Below are 18,943 nucleotides of genomic sequence, written 5' to 3'. Positions count from 1 at the left end.
CGACGGGCTGCTCGTGCCCGGAAACCTGCCGTGCCATGGGTTCCTTACTCACGATGCCGCGAAGGCCCCCTGCCGCCGGGGTCGTGAGTGGTAATTAGGGTTAGAACCCTAATTACCACTCACGACAACTTGCACCGAGCGCTAGTTGCGGGTGCCGGTCCACGCCTGGGCCGCCGACTCGATCTCGGAGACATCCGGGGAGTCGGCGGCCCAAGCCGTGTACCCGTCCGGCCGCACCAGCAAGGCGTCGCGTTGGCCATCCGGCCAGTGCGCCGTGACGACCTGGCCTGGCGCGCCGTCCGCCTCGATGCCTTGCGGCAGGACGAACACGAACTTCCCGGCCCGCAGGGCTTCGTAGAGCCGGCCGGACGCCAGCGCGTGGTCCGGAGTCCGCTTGCCGACCAAAAGGTGGGCGCCGGGGAGAGCCGGGTAGCCGTACCCGACGCCGGTGATCTCGCCGATCGCCGCGCGGCTGACCGCCGGGACGCGCTTGACCACCTGGGTGCGGACGAAGCGCAGCGCCACCTCGGCCGGGTTGCGCGCCATCGCCAGCCGGAGGTTCAGCCCGCTGCTGCGCAGCACCGCCTTGCCGACCGGATGACGCTCGTCGTGGTAGCTGTCGAGCAGCGCCGCCGGGCCCCACCCGTGCACCGCCGCGGCGAGCTTCCAGCTCAGGTTCGCGGCGTCCTGGAGGCCGGTGTTCATGCCCTGACCGCCGGCGGGGGAATGCTGGTGCGCGGCGTCACCCGCGAGCAACACCCGCCCGGTGCGGTAGCTGGGTGCCTGCCGTTCGTCGCTGTGGAAGCGCCCGAGCCAGCGCGGCGAGTGCATGCCGTAGTCCGTGCCGAAGGCCCGTTCGGTGATGGATCGCAGCTCCTCGAACTCCACCGGTGCGTCGTCGGGGAGATCCCGGTTGGCGCGGTCCCAGCCGCCGATCCGCCAGTAGGCGTCGCCGAACGGCGCGATGAAGCCGAAAGCGCCGCCGCCGCCGTGCACGCGGACGGTGAGTTCCGGCTCCTCCACCAGCTTCACGTCCGCCAGGATCACGGACCTGATGAGCACCCGCCCTGGGAACGGCAGCCCGACCGCGTCCCGGACAGCGCTGCGCACGCCGTCGGCCCCGACCACGTAGGACGCCCGGAACTCGCCCGAACTCGTGGTCACGGTGACGCCGTCGTCGTCCTGCCGGAGACCGGTGACCTCGGTGCCGTAGCGGAACACGACGCCGAGGTCGTGGGCCCGCTTCAGCAGCAGCTTCTCCACCTCGTACTGCGGGGTCACCAGCAGGAACGGGAACCGGGACGGCAGCCGGGTGATGTCGAACGGGATCGACCCGAACAGCCGGAGCTCGCCGATCACCTGGCCGGTGGGCACGAGCTCGTCGGCGAGCCCACGGGCGTCGAGCAGCTCGAGGGTGCGCGCGTGCACACCGAAGGCGCGGGACAGGTTGCTGACCTCCTCCTCCCGCTTCTCCAGCACGGTCACCGGCACGCCGGCGGCCGCGAGGTCGCCGGCCAGGAGCAGGCCGGTGGGACCCGCTCCCGCCACGATGACGCTCATCGGTCCAGGTTGAGCAGTTCGAGGTAGGACTCGACACGCAGGCTCGTGCCCTTGATCTTCGACGTCTGCTCCGCACCCAGCACGCCGACGGTCTCGTTGTAGGACGCGCCCCCTTGCGGGCCGAGGGGAAGCGCGATGCCGGGAGACGCGGGGGAGTAGGCGGCCAGCTCGGTGCCGCCCTCGATCAGCGTCCGGATGTTCGCGGCGACGACCGCGGCCTGCTGCTCGGCGGCCTTGGCCATCTTGGCTTCGGGGATGGCCGTGACGTCGCCGATGGCGAAGACCCGCGCGTGCCCGGGAATCCGCAGGTCGGCGTCGACGCGCAGGGCACCTTTCTCGTCGAGTGCCGCGGAGAGCCCGTCGCCTGCGTAGTCGGTGGCCGGGACCACGCCGTAGCAGCGGAACCAGATGTCGGCGGCAATCTCGGTGCCGGACTCGGTGGTGACGGTGAACTCGCCGGTGCGGCCCGGTTCCCCGGGCGGATCCGCCGCCAGCGACGTGCCGAGCAGGAGCTCGACGCCCAGCTCGGCCAGCTGCCGGCGGACTTCGGCCCGCAGCTCGTCGGGCAGGGCGGTGGCGCCCAGGATGTCCGGTGCCGGATCGACGATCGTCACGCCGGTGTCCGGCCAGGCCGCCTTGATCTCCCCGGCCAGCTCCAGCCCGACCGGCCCGGCGCCGAGCAGCAGCACCTGGGTCGCGCAGCTGAGCGCCCCGTGGGCGTCGCGGAGCGCCTCCGCCGCCTCGGCGCTCTTCGTCTCCTCGACCTTGGCCGGGAACGGGTACCGGGAGCCGGTGGCCAGCACGATGTAGTCGGCCGGCACGCGGTCGCCGGAACCGAGCGTCACGCCTGTGGCGTCCACGGCGACCGCGCGGTCGTGGATCACCTTGCCCCGGGCGAGGAGGCGGTCGTACGGGAAGAACAGCCGCCCGGACCAGCCCGGGTCGACCAGGTGCCGCAGGATGGCGACGTTGTGCACGAAGGCGTCCCGCGGCTCGATCAGGACGACGTCGGCGAACTCGTCGAGGGCTTTCGCGGCGGTGACGCCGCCGTAGCCGCCACCGACGACCGCAACGGTAGTGCTCATGGATCTCCTCATCCCCACAGCCGGGCCAGCGGCTCGACCAGTTCGTGTTCCTCATAGGACAGATGGGACAGCAGCGCGTCGGTCAGCAGGTCCACCGCGGCGCGCAGTCCGGACACGTCGAGCGGTTCGGCGACCAGCGTCCGGTCGATCCGCTCGACGAGGCCGTGCAGTGCTTCGTGCTCCTGCTCCAGCCGGTCGACGACCGGGCCGAGTGGTGGTTCGAACGCCCGCAACCGCGGGAAGACGTCGGTGTCCTCCCGGTTGTGGTGCAGCAGCACGATTCGGCAGAACGCCCGGCAATAGCCGGCGAGGGGCGTCTCGGCGGGCCGCAACGCCAGCGCGTGCAGCCCGGCCCGCGCGGCCGCCGGCCCGATCGCGCCGGTGCTCAGCTCGGACATCACCGTGCGCAGCCGGGCGAGCTCGGCCCGGATGAAGTCGTGCACCTCGATCAGCCGGCGGCCGCCCGCCTGTTCGCGGGGCGTGTAGCGGCGACCCGCTTCGGGCGGCGGCGCCTGCGGACGCGTCCGCTCGTCCCAGAGCCGGGAGCGGCTCAGCCGGACGTCGGACACCGGCGTGGGTGCGGCGATCAGCTCCCCCTCCGTCATCCGGCGGCCTGGGTCACCGGCGCCGGCGCGGCCTTGCGCAGCCGTCCCGGCACGGCGAGGGCGGCGACGGTCGCCACGCCCATGGCGATCGCCGACAGCGTGAACGCCGTGGTGTAGCCGGATTCCGCCGGGATCCGGGTGCCGGGGACCAGCGTGGACGTGACGATGGTGGCCGCGATCTGGGCGCCGAGCGTGCCGCCGATGGTCCGCATGATGGTGTTGATCCCGGTCGCCTCGCCGGTCTGCCGGGGATCGACCGCGCTGACGACCAGGTTGGCCAGCGAGGCGAAGGCGAATCCCACGCCGACGCCGATGATCCCGTTGCCGAGGTAGAGGGGCCACGGCGTGTCGTGCGCGGTCGCGAACAGGGCGAACCCGATCGCGCCGATCACGCAGGCCAGCACCAGCGGCAGCTTGAACCCGAGCGCGGCTCCCAGCCGCCCGGCGAGCGGGCTGGCGACCAGCATGGTCACGGCCATCGGAATGATGAAGAGACCGGCCTCGGTGACGGACGCGCCGAAGCCGTAGCCGACCGACGGCGACGTCTCGACCAACGCCGGGATCAGGGTGAACGCGCCGTACATGCCGATGCCGATGATCAGTGCGGTGACGTTGGCCGCGAGCACCGTCCGGTTGCGCAGCAGCCCGATGTCGACCAGCGGCGCGGTGGTCCGCCGCTCCACCAGACCGAACACGACGACGAGCGCGACGGCGGCGGCGAACAGGCCGACCACCGGCAGGGAGCCCCAGCCCCACACCCGGCCGTTGCTGATCGCCAGCAACAGGGCGACGATCGCGGCGGACAGCAGCAGCGCGCCGGCCCAGTCGACCCGGCCCGGTGACGTGACGGGCGACTCGCGGATGAAGACCGCCACCGCGCCGACGCCCACGACGATCATCGCCAGCATCAGCCAGAAGATCCACCGCCAGTTCAGCGCGTCCACGATCAGGCCGGGGATGACCAGGCCGGCGCCGAAGCCGATGCCGAACACCGAGCTGATCCAGCCGATCGCCACCGGCACCCGCTCACGCGGGAACTGCTCGCGCACGATGCCGAAGGCGAGCGGGAACGTCGCGGCGCCGACGCCCTGCACGGCGCGGGCGGCGATGAGCACGCCGATCGAGCCGGCCAGCGCGGCGAGCAGGGTGCCGGCGGCCGACACGAGCAGGCAGGCGATCAGCACCCGCCGCTTGCCGAACATGTCGCCGAGCCTGCCGAGCACACCGGTCGCGACCGACGCGGTGAGCAGGAAGGCGCTCAACACCCAGGACGCCGTCGTGGTGGACGCGCCGAACGCTTGCTGCAGGTTCGGCAGCGCGGGTACCGGCATGGTCTGCAGCAGGGAGAACGAGAGCACCGCGATGAGCAAGGCGGTGAACGGCGCCGCCACCGCACGCTCCGGGCCGGTCATGGGCACCCCTCCGAGGAATATCGTGTCAGAACGACATCATTACATCACGACATAGTTCTGTTCGTCGAGTAAGCTGCAGCGCATGCCACCTGACGGGATCCGTCCGCCGACCCTGCTCGCCCTCCCGTCCTATCTGGCCAGCCATCTCGCCCAGATCGGCCGGCGGGTGCTCGCCGACTCCCTTGCCGAGCGGGGACTGCGGCTGCCGCACTTCGCCGTGCTCACCGGCCTGGCCGACTTCGGCCCGCTGGCCCAGCACGACCTCGCCGACCGGCTCGGCCTCAACCGCAGCCACCTGGTCGGCTACCTCGACGAGGTGGAGCGCCGAGGCCTGGTCGGGCGGGAGCGGGATCCCGAGGACCGCCGCCGCCAGCGCGTCACCCTCACCGCCGACGGCCGCGCCCTCGCCGGCGAACTCCTGACGACCGCGCAGCGCTCCCAGCGCGAGTTCCTCGGGGTGCTGTCCGAGGAGGAGCGGGAGACGCTGGTCGAGCTGATGCGCCGGGTCGTCAACGCCGACGACGCAGCACACGCGCGCGTGGCTGGCTAGGGCCGCGCTGCTGTCGGCGAAGGTGGGTTCGGTGCAAGTCCTCGTGAGTGGTAATTAGGGTTCTAACCCTAATTACCACTCACGAGGAGCTGCGGCAGACTGCTCAGCCGGCGCCGGTCGACGAACCTGGGACGCGCGACACTAGCCGTTGCCGGGTACCGCGGCGCGGACGGCCGGGAGCACCTCCCGGGCCAGGAGTTCCTGCTCCGCCACGGATTGCGGGCCCAGCAGCAGGAACGTGAACCCGGCCCGGACCACCTCGGTGATCTGGCGAACCACCTCGTCCACGCTGCCGGTGACCAGGCCCGGGCGGGACGTCTGCGCCGGGTCGACCCGCACGGTCAGGTTGGCCGCGTAGGTGATCGAGCCGGGATCCCGGCCCGCGTCGGCGGCGGCTTTCCGCACCGCATCCCGCATTTCGACCGCCCGGGCCAGGTCGATCCGCCCGAAGGAGGGCAGCCAGCCGTCGGCGAGCTGCCCGGTCAGCTCCAGCGCCCGAGGGCCGTACGTGCCGAGCCAGATCGGGATCCGGTGGGCCGGCCGCGGGTCGATGCGGGCGTCCCGCACGGAGAACTCCCGGCCCTCGAACACCTCCGGCTCCCCGGCCCACAGCCCCCGGATGATCCGGATCGCCTCCCGCTGCGCGGTGATCTTGCGCCCAGGGGTGCGCACCGGCAGGCCGAACGCTTCGAACTCGCGGTCATAACCGCCCGCCCCGAGCCCCAGCACCAGCCGGCCGCCGGACACGCGGTCCAGCGTCTCGGCCGCCTTGGCCAGCACCGCGGGGGCGCGGTAGGGGAGGCCGAGCACGTTGGTGCCCAGCTCGATGCGGTCCGTCTTGGCCGCCAGCCAGCTCAACGCCGTCCAGGGTTCCAGTGTCGGCTGGTCGGTGTGCAGGTGGTCGCTCAGACTGAACAGGTCGAAGCCGAGCTCGTCGGCGCTCTGCGCGAGGTCGAGCAACTGCGCCGGGTCGGCGCCGCGGAAGATCCCGCCCGCGCCGAAGCCGAGCCGCTGACCGTGGATGGCACTCATCGTGGTTGGTTTCCTGTCGTTATCGGGCGGGCCGGCTCCGCCGACCACGCCGACCAGCTCCCGGGGTACAGCGAAGCCCGCACGCCGATCAGCTCCAGCGCCAGCAGGTCGTGACACGCCGTCACGCCGCTGCCGCAGTAGACCGTGACGTCCGATTCGCCGGTGACGCCGAGCGCGCCGCAGTGCTCGCGCAGCCGTTCCCGGGAGGCGAATGTCTTGTCTTCGTTGAGGTTTGCCGCCCAAGGTGCGTTCACCGCACCCGGGATGTGTCCTGATCGGACGTCGCTGGGCAGCACGCCCTCACCCGAGTACCGCTCGGGTGCCCGCGCGTCCAGCAGAACCGGCGCCCGCGCGGCTTCGTCCGCGGTGCGGAAGGCACCGGGCGGCCAGGCGACGACCTGGCGGGTCACCGGCAGCCGCGTGACTACCCCCGTCTCCAGTTCTCCTTGCCACGCCGACAAACCGCCGTCGAGCAGGGCCGCCGGCCGGCCCAGCAGCCGCAGCAACCAGACCAGGCGAGCCGCGTAGGCTCCGCCGTTGTCGTCGTAGGCGATCACCGCGGCGTCGTCCGCCACGCCCGCCCGGCCCAGGCCTTCGGCGAAGGCTTCCGGCGTGGGAATCGGGTGCCGGCCGCCGGCCGGGTCCGGCGGGCCGCTCAGCACGGTGTCGAGATCGACCCAGACGGCGCCGGGAAGGTGGCCCGCCTCGTAGGCCGCCGCACCGCTGCGCCCGTCGAGGTACCAGCGCACGTCCACGAGCGTGACGTCGTCCAGGCGGATCTCGTCCGGGCCGACGACGGGTTCTCCCATGATCACTCCTTCCGGTGAATGTGGTCGGCCTGCATCCGCAGCAGCACCCGGTCGCCTTCCGCCGGGCGGATCTCCGGCTTGCCGGTCCACTTGGTGAATGTGGTGCGGGCCAGTGCGAGCGCCGCCTCACCGCGTTCGACGCCGATGATCCGGCCGCGGACCTCGATGTAACGGCGGCTGTTTTCGGAGTCCAGCAGCAGGATCGTCACCCGCGGGTCGCCGACGACGTTGCGGTACTTCTGCCGCGAGGTGTTGGTGCCGACCAGGATGTGCCGCTCGTCCGAGTGCGGCCACACGGCGCTGGCCTGCGGCTGGCCGCCCGGCATCAGGGTGGTGAAGATGCCGAGGCTGCGCGCGGCCGCGAGCGCGCGGACGTCGTCGTCAAGCATGGGCAGCCACCGTCCGGCGCCGGACCTGGGGCAGCACCTCGGCGGCGATCAGCTCCGTGGCGCCTTGCACGGTGGCATAAGGAATCCCGCCGATGTCGACCGACAGCAGGTGCAGGTCGTGGCCCCACAGCTGCTGCAGCCGGCCCAGCTTGTCGACGACCTCGGCCGGGCTGCCGCAGAGCGCGGGGCCGTTGGCGCCGATGTGGCCGTCGAAGTCCAGCGGCCCGTCCTTGCGGGCGCTGAGGTAGCTCTCGATGTACGTCGACCACAACGCCCGCGCCTCCTGGGACGTCTTGGCCACGAACGCGTGGCTCGCCGCGCCCAGCCGGCCGGGCTCGTCGCCGCGGCGCTCGCGCCACTGGTCGCGGTAGGCGTCGAAGAACGGCACGAACGTGGCCGGCTCCCGGGCCGTGGTGCCGAACACCATGGGCAGGCCGTGCTCGACGGCCAGCGCGATCGAGTCGGGGTTGGTGCCGCCGCTGATCCACAGCGGCGGCCGGGGCTGCGCGAGCCGGGGCTGCACCAGGACGTCGTCCAGCGGCGGCCGGAACTCGCCCCGCCAGGTGACCCGCTCCTCGGTCCACAACCGTTGCAGCAGTTCGAGGTTCTCCCGCTTGCGCGCGCCCTTGGTCGCCGGGGCCTGGTCGAACACCGCGTACGGTTCGGGGAAGAACGAGCCGCCGACGATCATCTCCAGCCGGCCGTCGGACAGCAGGTCGACCACCGCGTAGTCCTCGGCGATCAGCACCGGGTCGCGGTTGGCCACCAGCGTCGTGCCGGTCGCCAGGCGGATCGTCGACGTGCTTTCCGCGATCGCGGCCAGCACGACCGCGGGCGACGGGATCACGTCGCGGTCGCGGAAGTGGTGCTCGCCCACGGTGTACCAGGCGTACCCGAGTTCTTCGGCCTCCTTGGCGGCGCGGACGACGTCCCGGAGCCGCTGGCGCTGGCTGAGGGTGGTGCCGGTGCGGACGTCGGGCAGCAGGCTGCCGAACGTGATCAGCCCTAGGTCCATGATGCTTCTTCCTCCGTGATGCCGGGAACGGCGTCGAGCAGGCTCTGGGTGTACGGGTGCCGGGCCGCGGTGAAGATGTCCTCGGTGGTGCCGGTCTCCACGATCCGGCCGTGCCGCATGACCGCGATCCGGTCACTGACGTGCCGGACCACGGCCAGGTCGTGCGAGATGAACAGGTAGGACAGCCCCCGGTCCCGCTGCAGCGTGACGAGCAGATCGAGGATCTGCGCCTGGACGGTGACGTCGAGGGCCGAAACCGGCTCGTCGCAGACGACCAGTTCCGGGTTCAGCGACAACGCGCGGGCGATGGCGACCCGCTGCCGCTGGCCGCCGGACAGTTCGGCGGCCTTGCGCGTCGCGGTCGCCGCCGGCAACGCCACGCTATCCAGGAGCTCGGTGACCCCCGGGCCGTCGGTGATGCCGAAGTTGCGCAGCGGCTCGGTCAGGATTTCCCGCACGGTGAACCGGGGGTTCAGGGAGGCGTACGGGTTCTGGTAGATCAGCTGGATCCGGCGGTGCAGCCGGCGCAACTGCGCCCGGTCCGCCGCGGTGACGTCGGTGCCGCCCAGCCGCACGGTACCGGCGGTCGGGCGGTCCAGCCCGAGGACGAGCCGGGCCGTCGTGGTCTTGCCCGAACCGGATTCGCCCACCAGGCCGAGGGTCTGCCCCCGGGGGACGTCGAAGCTCACGGCGTCCACGGCGGTGCGGTGCTGCCGCCGCAGGCCGCTGCCGCGGATCGGGAACGTCTTGCTCAGCTCACGGACCTCGAGCAGCACCTCCGGCCGTTGGACGGGTCGTGGCCGCGGCCGGGCGGTGGCGGGGTTGTCGGAGAGCAGCCGCTGGGTGTAGGGATCGCTCGGCGCGTGCAGGATCTCCTCGGTCGGGCCGGCTTCCACGACCCGCGCGTTCCGCATCACGACGATCCGCTGCGCCCGCTCGGCGGCCACCGCCAGGTCGTGCGTCACCAGCAGGATCGCGGTGCCGGTGGTGTTCGCCAGGTGCTCCAGGTGATCCAGGATCTGCCGCTGCACCGTGACGTCCAGTGCCGACGTCGGCTCGTCGGCGACGAGCAGCCGCGGCCGGGCGGCCGTCGCCATCGCGATCAGCACCCGCTGCCGCATCCCGCCGGACAGTTCGTGCGGGTACTGCCGGGCGCGCACCTCCGGCTCGGGCAGCCCGGCCTCGGCCAGCAGCTCCACCACCCGCGGGCCGCCGGACAGCCCGTGCACCTTCAGCACTTCGGCGACCTGGCGGCCCACCGGCTGCGTCGGATCCAGCGCGACGCCGGGGTCCTGCGGCACCAGACCGATCCGGCGGCCGCGGACCGACCGCCACGCCTTCGCCGACAGCCCGACGAGCTCTTCGCCGTCGAGCCGGATGCTGCCGCCCAGCACCTTTCCCGTGCCGGGCAGCAGGCCGATGATGGCGTGCGCCAGGGTGCTCTTGCCCGAACCGGACTCGCCGACGACCGCGGTGATCCGGCCGGGTTCGAGGTCCAGGCCGACGCCGTCGACCGCGACGTGGTCCCGGTAGGCGACCCGGAGGCCGTTGATGCTCAGCAGCGTCACGCGTGGCTCCCTTCCCGTTCGAGCACCCGGGAGATCCGGTTGGCGGCCAGCACGACGGCCATCACCGTCAAGCCCGGCAGCGTGGTAAGCCACCAGGCGAACCCGAGGTAGTTGCGGCCGTCGGAAACCAGCGACCCCCACTCGGGCGCCGGTGGCGGCTGGCCGTACCCCAGGAAGCTCAGCGACGAGACGCCCAGCACCACCAACCCGAAGTCCAGCGCGGCCAGCGCGAGCACCGGGCCGATCGCGGCGGGCAGCACGTACTTCGGCAGCACCTGCCACCAGCGCGCCCCGCACAGCACCGCGGCCTCGACGTAGACGGCGGTCCGCACCCGGACCACCTCGGCCCGCATCAGCCGGGTGAACGCGGCGACGCTGGTGAGGCCCACCGCCACGGCCACGTTGACCGTGCCGAAGCCGAGTGCGCTGAGTACCAGCAACGACAGCAGCACCGGCGGGATCGAGAGCAGCACCTCGACCACCCGCGTGACGACCACGTCGAGCCAGCCGCCGAAGTACCCCGCGACCAGGCCCAGCACCGCGCCGGCGACCAGCGCCAGCACGATCGCGATCAGCGCCGCCTGCAGCGACAGCGCGGCGCCGTGGACCACCCTGGCGTAGACGTCCCGTCCGAGCTGGTCGGTGCCGAACAGGTGGTGCAGGCTGGGGGCCTGGAACTTCTCGCCGATGGTGCCGTCGATCGGGTCGCGGCCGGTGAACACGCCGGGCGTGACCGCCCAGCCGATGACCACGACCAGCACCAGGACCGACACCACGAAGCCGGGCCGCTTCATCGCGCCACCGCCGTCCGTCCGGTGGACCGGATCCGCGGATCCAGCACCGGGCACAGCAGGTCCACGACCAGGTTCACCGCCACGAAGGCGATCGACGCCACGACGACGACGCCCTGCACCACCGGCAGGTCCTGGGTGGTGACCGCGAAGAAGATGTCCTGTCCCATGCCGGGGCGGGAAAACACGCTTTCGACCACGACGGAGCCGCCGATGATGTACCCGGCCAGCAGGCCGACGACGGTGATCGCGGGAATGGCGGCATTGCGCAGTCCGTGGCCGAGCACCACGCGCAGCTCGCTCGCGCCGGTCGCGCGGATCGTGTCGGCGTAGGGTTCCCGCACCGTGGCGTGCAGGCTTTTGCTCAGCACCTGGCCGACGAGGGCCGTACCGGGGATCGCCAGCGTGCAGGCGGGCAGCACGAGGCCGGCGAAACCGGCGCCGCCCAGTGACGGGAAGAGCTTCAGGTTCAACGAGAACACTTGGATCAGCATCAGCCCGACCCAGAACGACGGCATGGACACGGCGATCGACGGCACGGACCGCAGCACCTGCCGTCCGAGCGGGCTGCGCACCAGGTTGGCCAGCACCGCCAGCGCCGTGCCGGCCACCAGGGACAGGACCAGCGCCGCCGCCCCGAGCTGCAGCGTCCGGGGCAGCGCCGCCGAGATCATCCCGGACACCGGGAGCCCGGTTTGGATCGACTGCCCGAAGTCGCCGTGCACCGCGCCGGACAGGGCCCTGGCGTACTGCTCGACGATCGGTCCGTCGAAGCCCAGTTCGGCGGAGACACGGGCGATGTCCTGCGGGGACGCGGCTTCGCCGCCACCGCGGCCGTTGAGCATGAGCGCCACCGGGTCACCCGGCAGCAGGCGGATCGCGACGAAGGTGACGGTGAACGCCGCCCACACCACGAAGATCGCCTGCGCGAGGCGCCCGAGCAGATACCTGGGCACGGTGTCACCCGAGCCTCGCGTCGTGCAGCCGCAGCCGCAGGGACGCGTCGAGCGTCAGGTCCTTGACCTGGTCGGACACGCCGTCGACGAGAGCGTTCTCGTACAGCGGGATGCTGTCGGCGTGGTCGATGATCCAGGTGACCGCGTTGGTGACCGCCTGTTGGCGCTCGGCGTCGGAGCCGGCCGTCAGCTGCTGCTCCAGGTAGGTGTCCAGCCGGCTCGGCGGCAGGTGCCAGAGGTTCTGTCCCTTGCTGTAGAAGAGGTTGCGCAGCACGTCCGGGTCGGCACGGGTGACGGCGACCGCGGTCAGGTCGAAGTTGCCGGCTGACTGCTGCTCGACGTACTTGGCCGGGGGCACGGCGTTCAGCTTCAGCTCGACGCCGATCTTGCGCAGCTGCTGCTGCACCGCCTCGTTCGCCGGCGGCATCGGGGCCGGGATCAGCCAGTTGAGGCTCAACCGCGTGCCGTCTTTGACGCGGATCCCGTCCGGGCCCGGCGCCCAGCCCGCCTCGGCCAGCAGCTTCCCGGAAGCCTGCGGGTCGTACCGCAGCTTGTCCGTGGGCTGGTAGAAGGGCGTCGAGGAGGACAGCACGCTGGTCGCGGGCTTGGCGCGGCTGCCGAGCACGGCCTTGACCAGCTCCTCGCGGTCGATCCCGGTCAGCAGCGCGGCTCGCACGCGTTCGTCGGCGAGGATGCCCTTGTGGTTGAGGGAAAGCGGGTTGACGGCGCCGGGGGAGGAGGCGCTGAGCAGGCTGAACCCGTTGCCCTGGAACAGGTCCTGGTCGGTCGGCTGGATCGCGGTGGCGAGCTGCACCTGCCCGGAGCGCAGCGCCGTCGTCCGGGCGCCGTCCTCGGGCACGAAGGCGAACCGGATCTGCTCCAGCGCGGCCGCGCCGTGGTTCGGCGACAGCGACGACGGCCAGGCGTAATCGGGGCGCTTCTTGATGACCACTTCCTGGTTGGCGGTGTAGTGGTCGAGCACGTACGGCCCGGAGCCGACGTAGTCGCCGCGGCACCGGGCGGCCAGCGGCTTCTTCGCCGTCGCGGCGGACAGGATGCCGAGACCGGCGCCCGAGGTGGCCTGCAGGAACTGGGCGTTGGGCGTGGTGAAGTCCACGGTGAAGGTGCGTGGATCGATGATCGTGGTGCCGGTGTAGCCGCGGATGTAGGCGGGAGCGCCGTTGGCCGGCAGCTTGATCAGCTGGTCGTAGGTGGCCTTGACGGCGGCCGAGTCGACCGGCGTGCCGTCGCTGAAGGTGACCCCTTGGCGCAGCACGAACTTGAACTTGCGGCCGCCGTCCAGCGCGGTGAACTGCTCGGCCAGCCAGGGCACGATCTTGCCGGTCTTCGGGTCCTGGTCGGTCAGCGTGTCCACCAGGGAGCGGGAGACGTCCATCGACACCAGCTGGCCGGTCTGCTGCGGGTCGAGGCAGGTCGGGTCCGCCTGGGTGGCGATCGACAGGGTGCCGCCGGTGGCGGCCTGGCCCGGGGCGCAGGCGGCGACGGCGGCCAGGATGAGGGCTGTCCCCAGGATTCGGGCAGTGCGCATCGGCAGGCCTCACGGTGGAAGAGGAGGGCCGAGGGAACTCGGCGATGGGAGCGGTCTGAGGTAAAGTACAACGTGTATGGCAATTAAGGCGGGGGATCGTGATGGTGTCCCGGAGGATGGGAGCGGCCTTGACAGGACAAACCACGAGCGCGCCGCGTCGCCGCACCCAGAAGCGCCGGTCGATCCTCGACGGGGCGTTGCTGGTGTTCGGGCGCGTGGGCTACCTCGGCGCGAGCATCGACATGATCGCCGCGGAAGCGGACGTCTCGACCAGGACCATCTACAACCACTTCGAGAACAAGGAACAGCTGTTCGCCACCGTGCTGCTGGAGAGCTCGACCCGGGTCGCGGTCACCCGGGAAGCGCTCATCGAGCGGCACCTCGGCGCGGTGACCGACCTGGAGAGCGCCCTGATCGCGCTGGCCAAGGAATGGGTCCGCCCCAACCCGGACTTCGAGGACCACTTCCGCGTCGTACGGCGGCTGCGAGGGGAGTCGGACCGCTTCCCCCGCGACCTGGTCGAGAGCTGGCAGGAAGCCGGGCCGTTCCGGGCCCGGCGCGCCCTGGCCGCCCGGATGGCCGGCCTCGCCGAGCGCGGCCTGCTCGCGGTGCGCGATCCCGAACTCGCCGCCCAGCAGTTCATGGCGCTCATCACCGACACCACCGTCAGCCGCGCCGAGTTCAGCGCCACCGCCCTCGAATCGGAGATCGACCGCATCGCCCGCGCCGGCGTGCACACCTTTCTCTACGGCTACCTGCCGAGAGCGCACAGCGTCCCGTAGCCGGCACGCGTTTGGCGATTCCGTTGCGCGGGTTTTCCGCCCTGCGAAGGTAGGTTCCCGCGAGGTGGACCCGCGGTTCGGGACCGGCGCGGGCGTTTGTCCGCGATGTGGGAACGCCCATCCCGTCAGCCGGGGCGGCTTAGGCTGCCGGACGTGACGACGCTCGAGGATTCCGGGACGGCCACCGCCCTGCCGCTGATCGACATCTCGCGCTTCCGCGACCCCGCCGCCGATCGGGCCGCGTTCCTCGGCGAGCTCCGCCGGGCCGCGCACGAGGTGGGCTTCTTCTACGTGGTCGGGCACGGCGTGCCGGCCGAGCTGACCAGCGGGATCTTCACCGCGGCCAAGGAGTTCTTCGCGCTGCCGGTCGAGGAGCGGCTGGCGATCGAGAACGTCCACTCGCCGCAGTTCCGCGGCTACACGCGGACCGGCTACGAGTACACCGGTGGTTCGCCCGACTGGCGGGAGCAGATCGACATCGGCCCGGAACGGGAACCGGCCTCGCCCGGCGGGCCCGCGTGGCGGCGGCTGATCGGTCCCAACCAGTGGCCGGAAGCGCTTCCCGGACTGCGGGAGACCACGTTGGCCTGGCAGGCCGAGGCCTTGCGGGTCAGCCGGGAAGTGCTCCGCGCGCTCGCCGCGGCGCTGGGCCAGGACGAAGGTTATTTCGACGCGTGGTTCGACGAAGAGGCGTCCACGCACGTGAAGATCGTCCGGTACCCGGGACGGCCGTCGGCCGATCAGGATCAGGGCGTCGGTGCGCACAAGGACTACGGCTACCTGGCGCTGCTGCAGCAGGACGACGTCGGCGGCCTGCAGGTGCGGGCGGCCGACGGGAGCTGGATCGACGCCACGCCGATCCCCGGCAGCTTCGTCTTCAACATCGGTGAGATGCTGGAGATCGCGACCCAGGGCTACCTGAAGGCGACGCACCACCGCGTCGTGAGCCCGCCCGCCGGCGTCGAGCGGTTCTCGGTGCCGTTCTTCCTCGGGCCGCGGCTCGACGCGGTCGTGGAACCGCTCGAGCTCCCCGCGGAGCTGGCAACCGAAGCCACCGGCGTCAGCCAGGACGCGGACAACCCGCTGCACGCCGCTTTCGGGGAGAACGCGCTGGTCGGCTGGCTGCGCTCGCATCCTAAGGTCGCCGAACGCTGGTGGAGCGACGTCCTGGCGGAGCGCGGATGACGGCCTTCGAGACCCGCCAGATCCACGCCGGGGCCCACCCGGACCCCGCGACCGGGGCCCGCGCGACGCCGATCTACCAGAGCACGTCGTTCACCTTCACCGACGCGCACCACGCTGCCGAAGCGTTCGCCTTGCGGGACCTGGAAACGCACGCCTACACACGGTTGTCCAACCCGACGACGGCGGTCGTGGAGGAGCGGCTCGCGGACCTCGAAGGCGGAGTCGCCGCCGTCGCGGTGGCCAGTGGCCAGGCCGCCTCGACGCTGGCGCTGCTCAACATCGCCCGGGCCGGCGACCACATCGTCGCCGCCGCGAGCCTGTACGGCGGGACCTACAACCTGCTCGCCTACACCTTCGCGGACCTCGGGATCGCGGTCGACTTCGTGCGCGACCCCGATGACCTGGCGCAGTGGCGAGCCGCGATCCGGCCGGAGACGAAAGCGCTGTACGCCGAGACCGTCGGCAACCCGCGGGGGAACGTGCTCGACATCAGCGCGGTCGCCGAAGTCGCGCACACCGCCGGGGTACCGCTGGTCGTCGACAACACGGTACCCACGCCCTACCTCGCACGTCCGTTGGAGCACGGCGCCGACATCGTCGTGCACTCCACGACGAAGTTCCTTTCCGGACACGGCACCGGCATCGGCGGGATCGTCGTCGACGGCGGAAAGTTCGACTACACGGCCGATCCCGCGCGGTGGCCGCAGCTGACCCGGCCCGACCCCAGCTACCACGGCCTGATCTTCGGGCAGGAGTTCGGCGAGCTGGGCTACGCCTTGAGACTGCGCACGAAGCTCGTCCGTGATCTCGGCCCCGCGGTATCGCCGTTCAACAGTTTCCTGCTGCTGCAGGGCATCGAGACGCTGTCGCTGCGGATGGAACGGCACGTCGAGAACGCCCGGACGGTCGCCGCCTGGCTGGCTGACCGCCCCGAGGTCGAGGCGGTCCACTGCGCCGGGCTGCCCGGAAGCCCGTGGCACGACACGGCGAAGCGGTACCTCTCCCTCGGCGTCGGCGCGGTTGTGGCGTTCGAACTGGTGGGCGGCCTGGAAGCCGGGCGCCGCTTCGTCGACCGGCTGCGGCTGTTCAGCCACCTCGCCAACATCGGCGACGTCCGCAGCCTGGTCATCCACCCGGCATCGACCACCCACGCCCAGCTGGACGCCGAACAACAGCGCGCCAGCGGAGTGACCCCGGGTCTGGTCCGGCTTTCGGTCGGTCTCGAAGGCATCGACGACCTCCTCGCGGACTTGACGCACGGACTGGAGGACAACGATGGCTGAGTTCACCGGAAGCCGCGGCAAGATCCACTACGGACACTGGGTACCGCCGGAACCGAAGGCCCTGGTCGTGTTCTTCCACGGCCTCGGCGAGCACATCGGCAGCTACGAGCCCCTCGCGGAAGCGCTTACCGGCGCCGGGTTCGCCCTGTGGGCACTCGACCACGCCGGGCACGGCCGCAGCGACGGCGAGCGCGTCCTGATCGAGTCGGTCGACGACCTGCTCGCCGACGCTGTCACGTTCACCAGCTTGGCCCGCGCCGCGCATCCCGGGCTGCCGCTGGTGATCGCCGGGCACTCGCTCGGCACGACCGTCGCCGCCCTGCTCGTCGGCGAGCGGCGGTTGCCGGACACCCCGGTGGCGCTGGTGCTCGCCGGATCCTCGCTGCTTCCCGACCTTTCCGGCGGGCTCGTCGCCCTGCTCGCGAGTGGCGTCGACCCGTGGGACCTGCGCAAGGATCCCGGCGAGCTGACCCGCCACCCGGGTTATGCCCAGCAGATCCGCGACGACCCGCTGACCTGGCAGGGCGGCCTGCGGCTGGAGACCTTGCGCGCGCTCGGCGAAGCCGCGCCACGGGTGGCCGCCGTCCTGCCGAAGCTCGACCTGCCGGTGCTCCTGCTGCACGGCGCGGACGACGACCTGGCCCCGGCCGCGGCAGCGCTGCGGGCCGCGGAGCTGCTGCCGAACGCGAAAGCCGTCGTCTTCCCCGAAGACCGCCACAACATCTTGAACGAGCTCGACCGCGACGACGTGTACCGCGTCTTCGCCGAGTTCGCCGCCGAGCACGTCCGCGGCTGAACCGCCGACCCCGTCCCCGAGGAGAACGATGCGACGCCCTGTTTCGATCCCTGCTGCGCTGCTCGCGGTGGCCCTGGCCGCCACCGCGTGCGGCACGGGCGGCGCCGTGGATCCCGCGGCCGGCACGTCCGCGCAGGCGGCCACGCCGCCGGACGACCAGCTGAACACCGCCGCGACCGTGAACGTCCGGCTGGTCCTGGAACCGTCCAGCCTCAACATCTTCTCGACGTCCGGTGCGGCGCTCGACCAGGTCCTGCTGGACAACGTCTACCAGAACCTGGTTTCGGTGAACCCCGAGGAGAAGGACAAGATCGTCCCGCAGCTGGCGACGTCGTGGGAACAGGCACCCGACGGGCTGAGCTACACCTTCCACCTCGCTTCCGGCGCGAAGTTCCACGACGGTTCGCCGCTGACGAGCGCGGACGTCGTCTGGTCGCTGCAGCAGCAGACGGCGCCCGGCTCGAAGGCCGTTTACGGTGCCGAGTTCGCGTCGATCGCCGACGTCACCGCACCCGACCCGGCGACCGTCCGCATCGGACTGAAGAGCCGCGACACCTTCCTGCTGTGGAACCTGACCCAGCGCGGCGGGATCGTCTTCAAGAAGGGCACGGACTTCGCCGCACTGGACGGTGCCGAGAACGGGTCCGGCCCGTTCAAGCTCGCCCAGTGGAACCGCGGTGCGTCGATCACCTTCCAGCGCGACGACGCCTATTGGGGCGGCAAGCCGAAGGTGGCCAAGGTCGTCTTCCACTACATCACCGAGACCAACGCGGCCAACAACGCCGAGCAGACCGGGCAAACCGACGTCGAGACGGCCGCGGATCCGACGTTGCTGCAGCCGTTCACCACGGGGGACGCGTTCTCCGTGCTGAAGGGCACGACGACCGACAAGTACACCCTCGCCTTCAACGGCACGAAGGCGCCGTTCACCAACCCCGACGTTCGGCACGCGCTGCGGCAGGCGATCAACAAGCAGGACATCGTCAAGGCCGTCGGCGCGGGCACCGTGAGCGGCAGCTCGGTCCCGCCGCAGGACCCGTGGTACGAGGACCTCACCTCGATCGACGCCTACAACCCGGACGGCGCCAAGCAACTGCTCGCCAAGGCCGGGTTCGCGAACGGCCTGCAGCTCACCCTCGACGTGCCCTCGATTTACCCGACGTCGATCACCGACGTCCTGGTGTCGAACCTCAAGCAGGTCGGTGTCACGCTCACGGTGAAGCAGGTCGAGTTCCCGGCGTGGCTGTCGCAGGTGTTCAAGAACCACGACTTCCAACTCAGCCTCGTCGACCACGCCGAAGCGCGCGACATCGCCAACTACACCAAGCCCGCGTACTACTTCGGCTACGACAACAAACAGGTCCAGCAGTGGTACACCCAGGCGCGGACCGCGTCGGCCGACACCGAACGCGACACGCTGCTCAAGCAGGTCGCCAAGCAGATCTCCACCGACGCCGCGAGCGACTGGCTGTTCCTCGGCGAGGCCCACACTGTGGTGCGCAAGGGCGTCTACGGCGTGCCGAAGGCCGAAACCAGCAACCGGTTCCCGTTGGCGAAGCTCGCGGTCGGCAAGTGA

General features: G+C 71.3%; 18 protein-coding genes. 6 read left to right on the top strand and 12 right to left on the bottom strand.

The window, feature by feature from the left end; genetic code table 11:
* Positions 1-141: 141 nt before the first annotated feature.
* Genes ACLJQF_RS34490 through ACLJQF_RS34475 form a run of 4 tightly spaced genes read right to left on the bottom strand, consistent with a single transcriptional unit; the run spans position 142 to position 4,662 of the window.
* Positions 142-1,560, bottom strand: a complete 1,419-nt coding sequence (locus ACLJQF_RS34490) for an FAD-dependent oxidoreductase (protein WP_410614530.1) — start codon at positions 1,558-1,560, stop codon at positions 142-144.
* Entirely contained in the window at positions 1,557-2,645 is a 1,089-nt protein-coding gene (locus tag ACLJQF_RS34485; protein WP_410614529.1) for an NAD(P)/FAD-dependent oxidoreductase, read from the bottom strand. Before ACLJQF_RS34485 ends, ACLJQF_RS34490 begins: the two co-directional genes overlap by 4 nt.
* Before the next feature lie 8 nt (positions 2,646-2,653).
* Positions 2,654-3,250 (bottom strand): hemerythrin domain-containing protein, encoded by a 597-nt coding sequence (locus ACLJQF_RS34480; RefSeq protein WP_410614528.1) that lies wholly within the window; start codon positions 3,248-3,250, stop codon positions 2,654-2,656.
* The gene (locus tag ACLJQF_RS34475) at positions 3,247-4,662 is read right to left on the bottom strand and encodes an MFS transporter (RefSeq protein WP_410614527.1); all 1,416 of its coding nucleotides are present in this window, start codon (positions 4,660-4,662) and stop codon (positions 3,247-3,249) included. The genes ACLJQF_RS34480 and ACLJQF_RS34475 overlap by 4 nt, the downstream gene beginning before the upstream one ends.
* 82 nt (positions 4,663-4,744) lie before the next feature.
* Here ACLJQF_RS34475 and ACLJQF_RS34470 point away from each other — a divergent pair, with 82 nt between their 5' ends.
* A complete protein-coding gene (locus ACLJQF_RS34470; RefSeq protein ID WP_410614526.1) occupies positions 4,745-5,212 on the top strand; it encodes a MarR family winged helix-turn-helix transcriptional regulator in 468 nt (155 codons plus the stop codon).
* 141 nt (positions 5,213-5,353) lie between these two features.
* On the opposite strand, the gene ACLJQF_RS34465 is transcribed toward ACLJQF_RS34470, so the two are convergent.
* From ACLJQF_RS34465 to ACLJQF_RS34430, 8 genes are read right to left on the bottom strand one after another with little or no spacing between them, the layout of a single operon-like run.
* Positions 5,354-6,244, bottom strand: coding sequence for an LLM class flavin-dependent oxidoreductase (locus ACLJQF_RS34465; protein WP_410614525.1), 891 nt, complete (start codon positions 6,242-6,244; stop codon positions 5,354-5,356).
* The gene (locus ACLJQF_RS34460) at positions 6,241-7,053 is read right to left on the bottom strand and encodes a sulfurtransferase (RefSeq protein ID WP_410614524.1); all 813 of its coding nucleotides are present in this window, start codon (positions 7,051-7,053) and stop codon (positions 6,241-6,243) included. The genes ACLJQF_RS34465 and ACLJQF_RS34460 overlap by 4 nt, the downstream gene beginning before the upstream one ends.
* 2 nt (positions 7,054-7,055) lie before the next feature.
* On the bottom strand, positions 7,056-7,442 hold the full coding sequence (locus ACLJQF_RS34455) for a pyridoxamine 5'-phosphate oxidase family protein (RefSeq protein ID WP_410614523.1): 387 nt from the start codon (positions 7,440-7,442) through the stop codon (positions 7,056-7,058).
* Positions 7,435-8,457: an LLM class flavin-dependent oxidoreductase gene (locus tag ACLJQF_RS34450; protein ID WP_410614522.1), complete on the bottom strand. Its 1,023-nt coding sequence runs from the start codon at positions 8,455-8,457 to the stop codon at positions 7,435-7,437. The genes ACLJQF_RS34455 and ACLJQF_RS34450 overlap by 8 nt, the downstream gene beginning before the upstream one ends.
* A complete protein-coding gene (locus ACLJQF_RS34445) occupies positions 8,448-10,025 on the bottom strand; it encodes a dipeptide ABC transporter ATP-binding protein (protein WP_410614521.1) in 1,578 nt (525 codons plus the stop codon). Before ACLJQF_RS34445 ends, ACLJQF_RS34450 begins: the two co-directional genes overlap by 10 nt.
* Positions 10,022-10,819, bottom strand: coding sequence for an ABC transporter permease (locus ACLJQF_RS34440; protein WP_410614520.1), 798 nt, complete (start codon positions 10,817-10,819; stop codon positions 10,022-10,024). The genes ACLJQF_RS34445 and ACLJQF_RS34440 overlap by 4 nt, the downstream gene beginning before the upstream one ends.
* Positions 10,816-11,772 (bottom strand): ABC transporter permease, encoded by a 957-nt coding sequence (locus ACLJQF_RS34435; protein ID WP_410614519.1) that lies wholly within the window; start codon positions 11,770-11,772, stop codon positions 10,816-10,818. Before ACLJQF_RS34435 ends, ACLJQF_RS34440 begins: the two co-directional genes overlap by 4 nt.
* Positions 11,773-11,776: 4 nt before the next feature.
* The gene (locus tag ACLJQF_RS34430; RefSeq protein WP_410614518.1) at positions 11,777-13,321 is read right to left on the bottom strand and encodes an ABC transporter substrate-binding protein; all 1,545 of its coding nucleotides are present in this window, start codon (positions 13,319-13,321) and stop codon (positions 11,777-11,779) included.
* A 128-nt stretch (positions 13,322-13,449) separates the two neighbouring features.
* Between ACLJQF_RS34430 and ACLJQF_RS34425 the strand changes: the two genes are divergently transcribed.
* From ACLJQF_RS34425 to ACLJQF_RS34405, 5 genes are all read left to right on the top strand, one after another.
* On the top strand, positions 13,450-14,103 hold the full coding sequence (locus ACLJQF_RS34425; protein ID WP_410614517.1) for a TetR/AcrR family transcriptional regulator: 654 nt from the start codon (positions 13,450-13,452) through the stop codon (positions 14,101-14,103).
* Between the two features lie 153 nt (positions 14,104-14,256).
* The gene (locus tag ACLJQF_RS34420; protein ID WP_410614516.1) at positions 14,257-15,288 is read left to right on the top strand and encodes an isopenicillin N synthase family dioxygenase; all 1,032 of its coding nucleotides are present in this window, start codon (positions 14,257-14,259) and stop codon (positions 15,286-15,288) included.
* Positions 15,285-16,571 carry a bifunctional o-acetylhomoserine/o-acetylserine sulfhydrylase gene (locus ACLJQF_RS34415; protein ID WP_410614515.1) on the top strand — a complete coding sequence of 429 codons (1,287 nt, stop codon included), beginning with the start codon at positions 15,285-15,287 and terminating at the stop codon, positions 16,569-16,571. Before ACLJQF_RS34420 ends, ACLJQF_RS34415 begins: the two co-directional genes overlap by 4 nt.
* Positions 16,564-17,367, top strand: a complete 804-nt coding sequence (locus tag ACLJQF_RS34410) for an alpha/beta fold hydrolase (RefSeq protein ID WP_410614514.1) — start codon at positions 16,564-16,566, stop codon at positions 17,365-17,367. The genes ACLJQF_RS34415 and ACLJQF_RS34410 overlap by 8 nt, the downstream gene beginning before the upstream one ends.
* A gap of 28 nt (positions 17,368-17,395) precedes the next feature.
* Entirely contained in the window at positions 17,396-18,943 is a 1,548-nt protein-coding gene (locus ACLJQF_RS34405; protein WP_410614513.1) for an ABC transporter substrate-binding protein, read from the top strand.

This window comes from Amycolatopsis sp. lyj-109, assembly GCF_046548995.1.
In the GTDB taxonomy this organism is placed as follows: domain Bacteria; phylum Actinomycetota; class Actinomycetes; order Mycobacteriales; family Pseudonocardiaceae; genus Amycolatopsis.
This window is presented reverse-complemented; position numbering and strand designations above follow the sequence as displayed.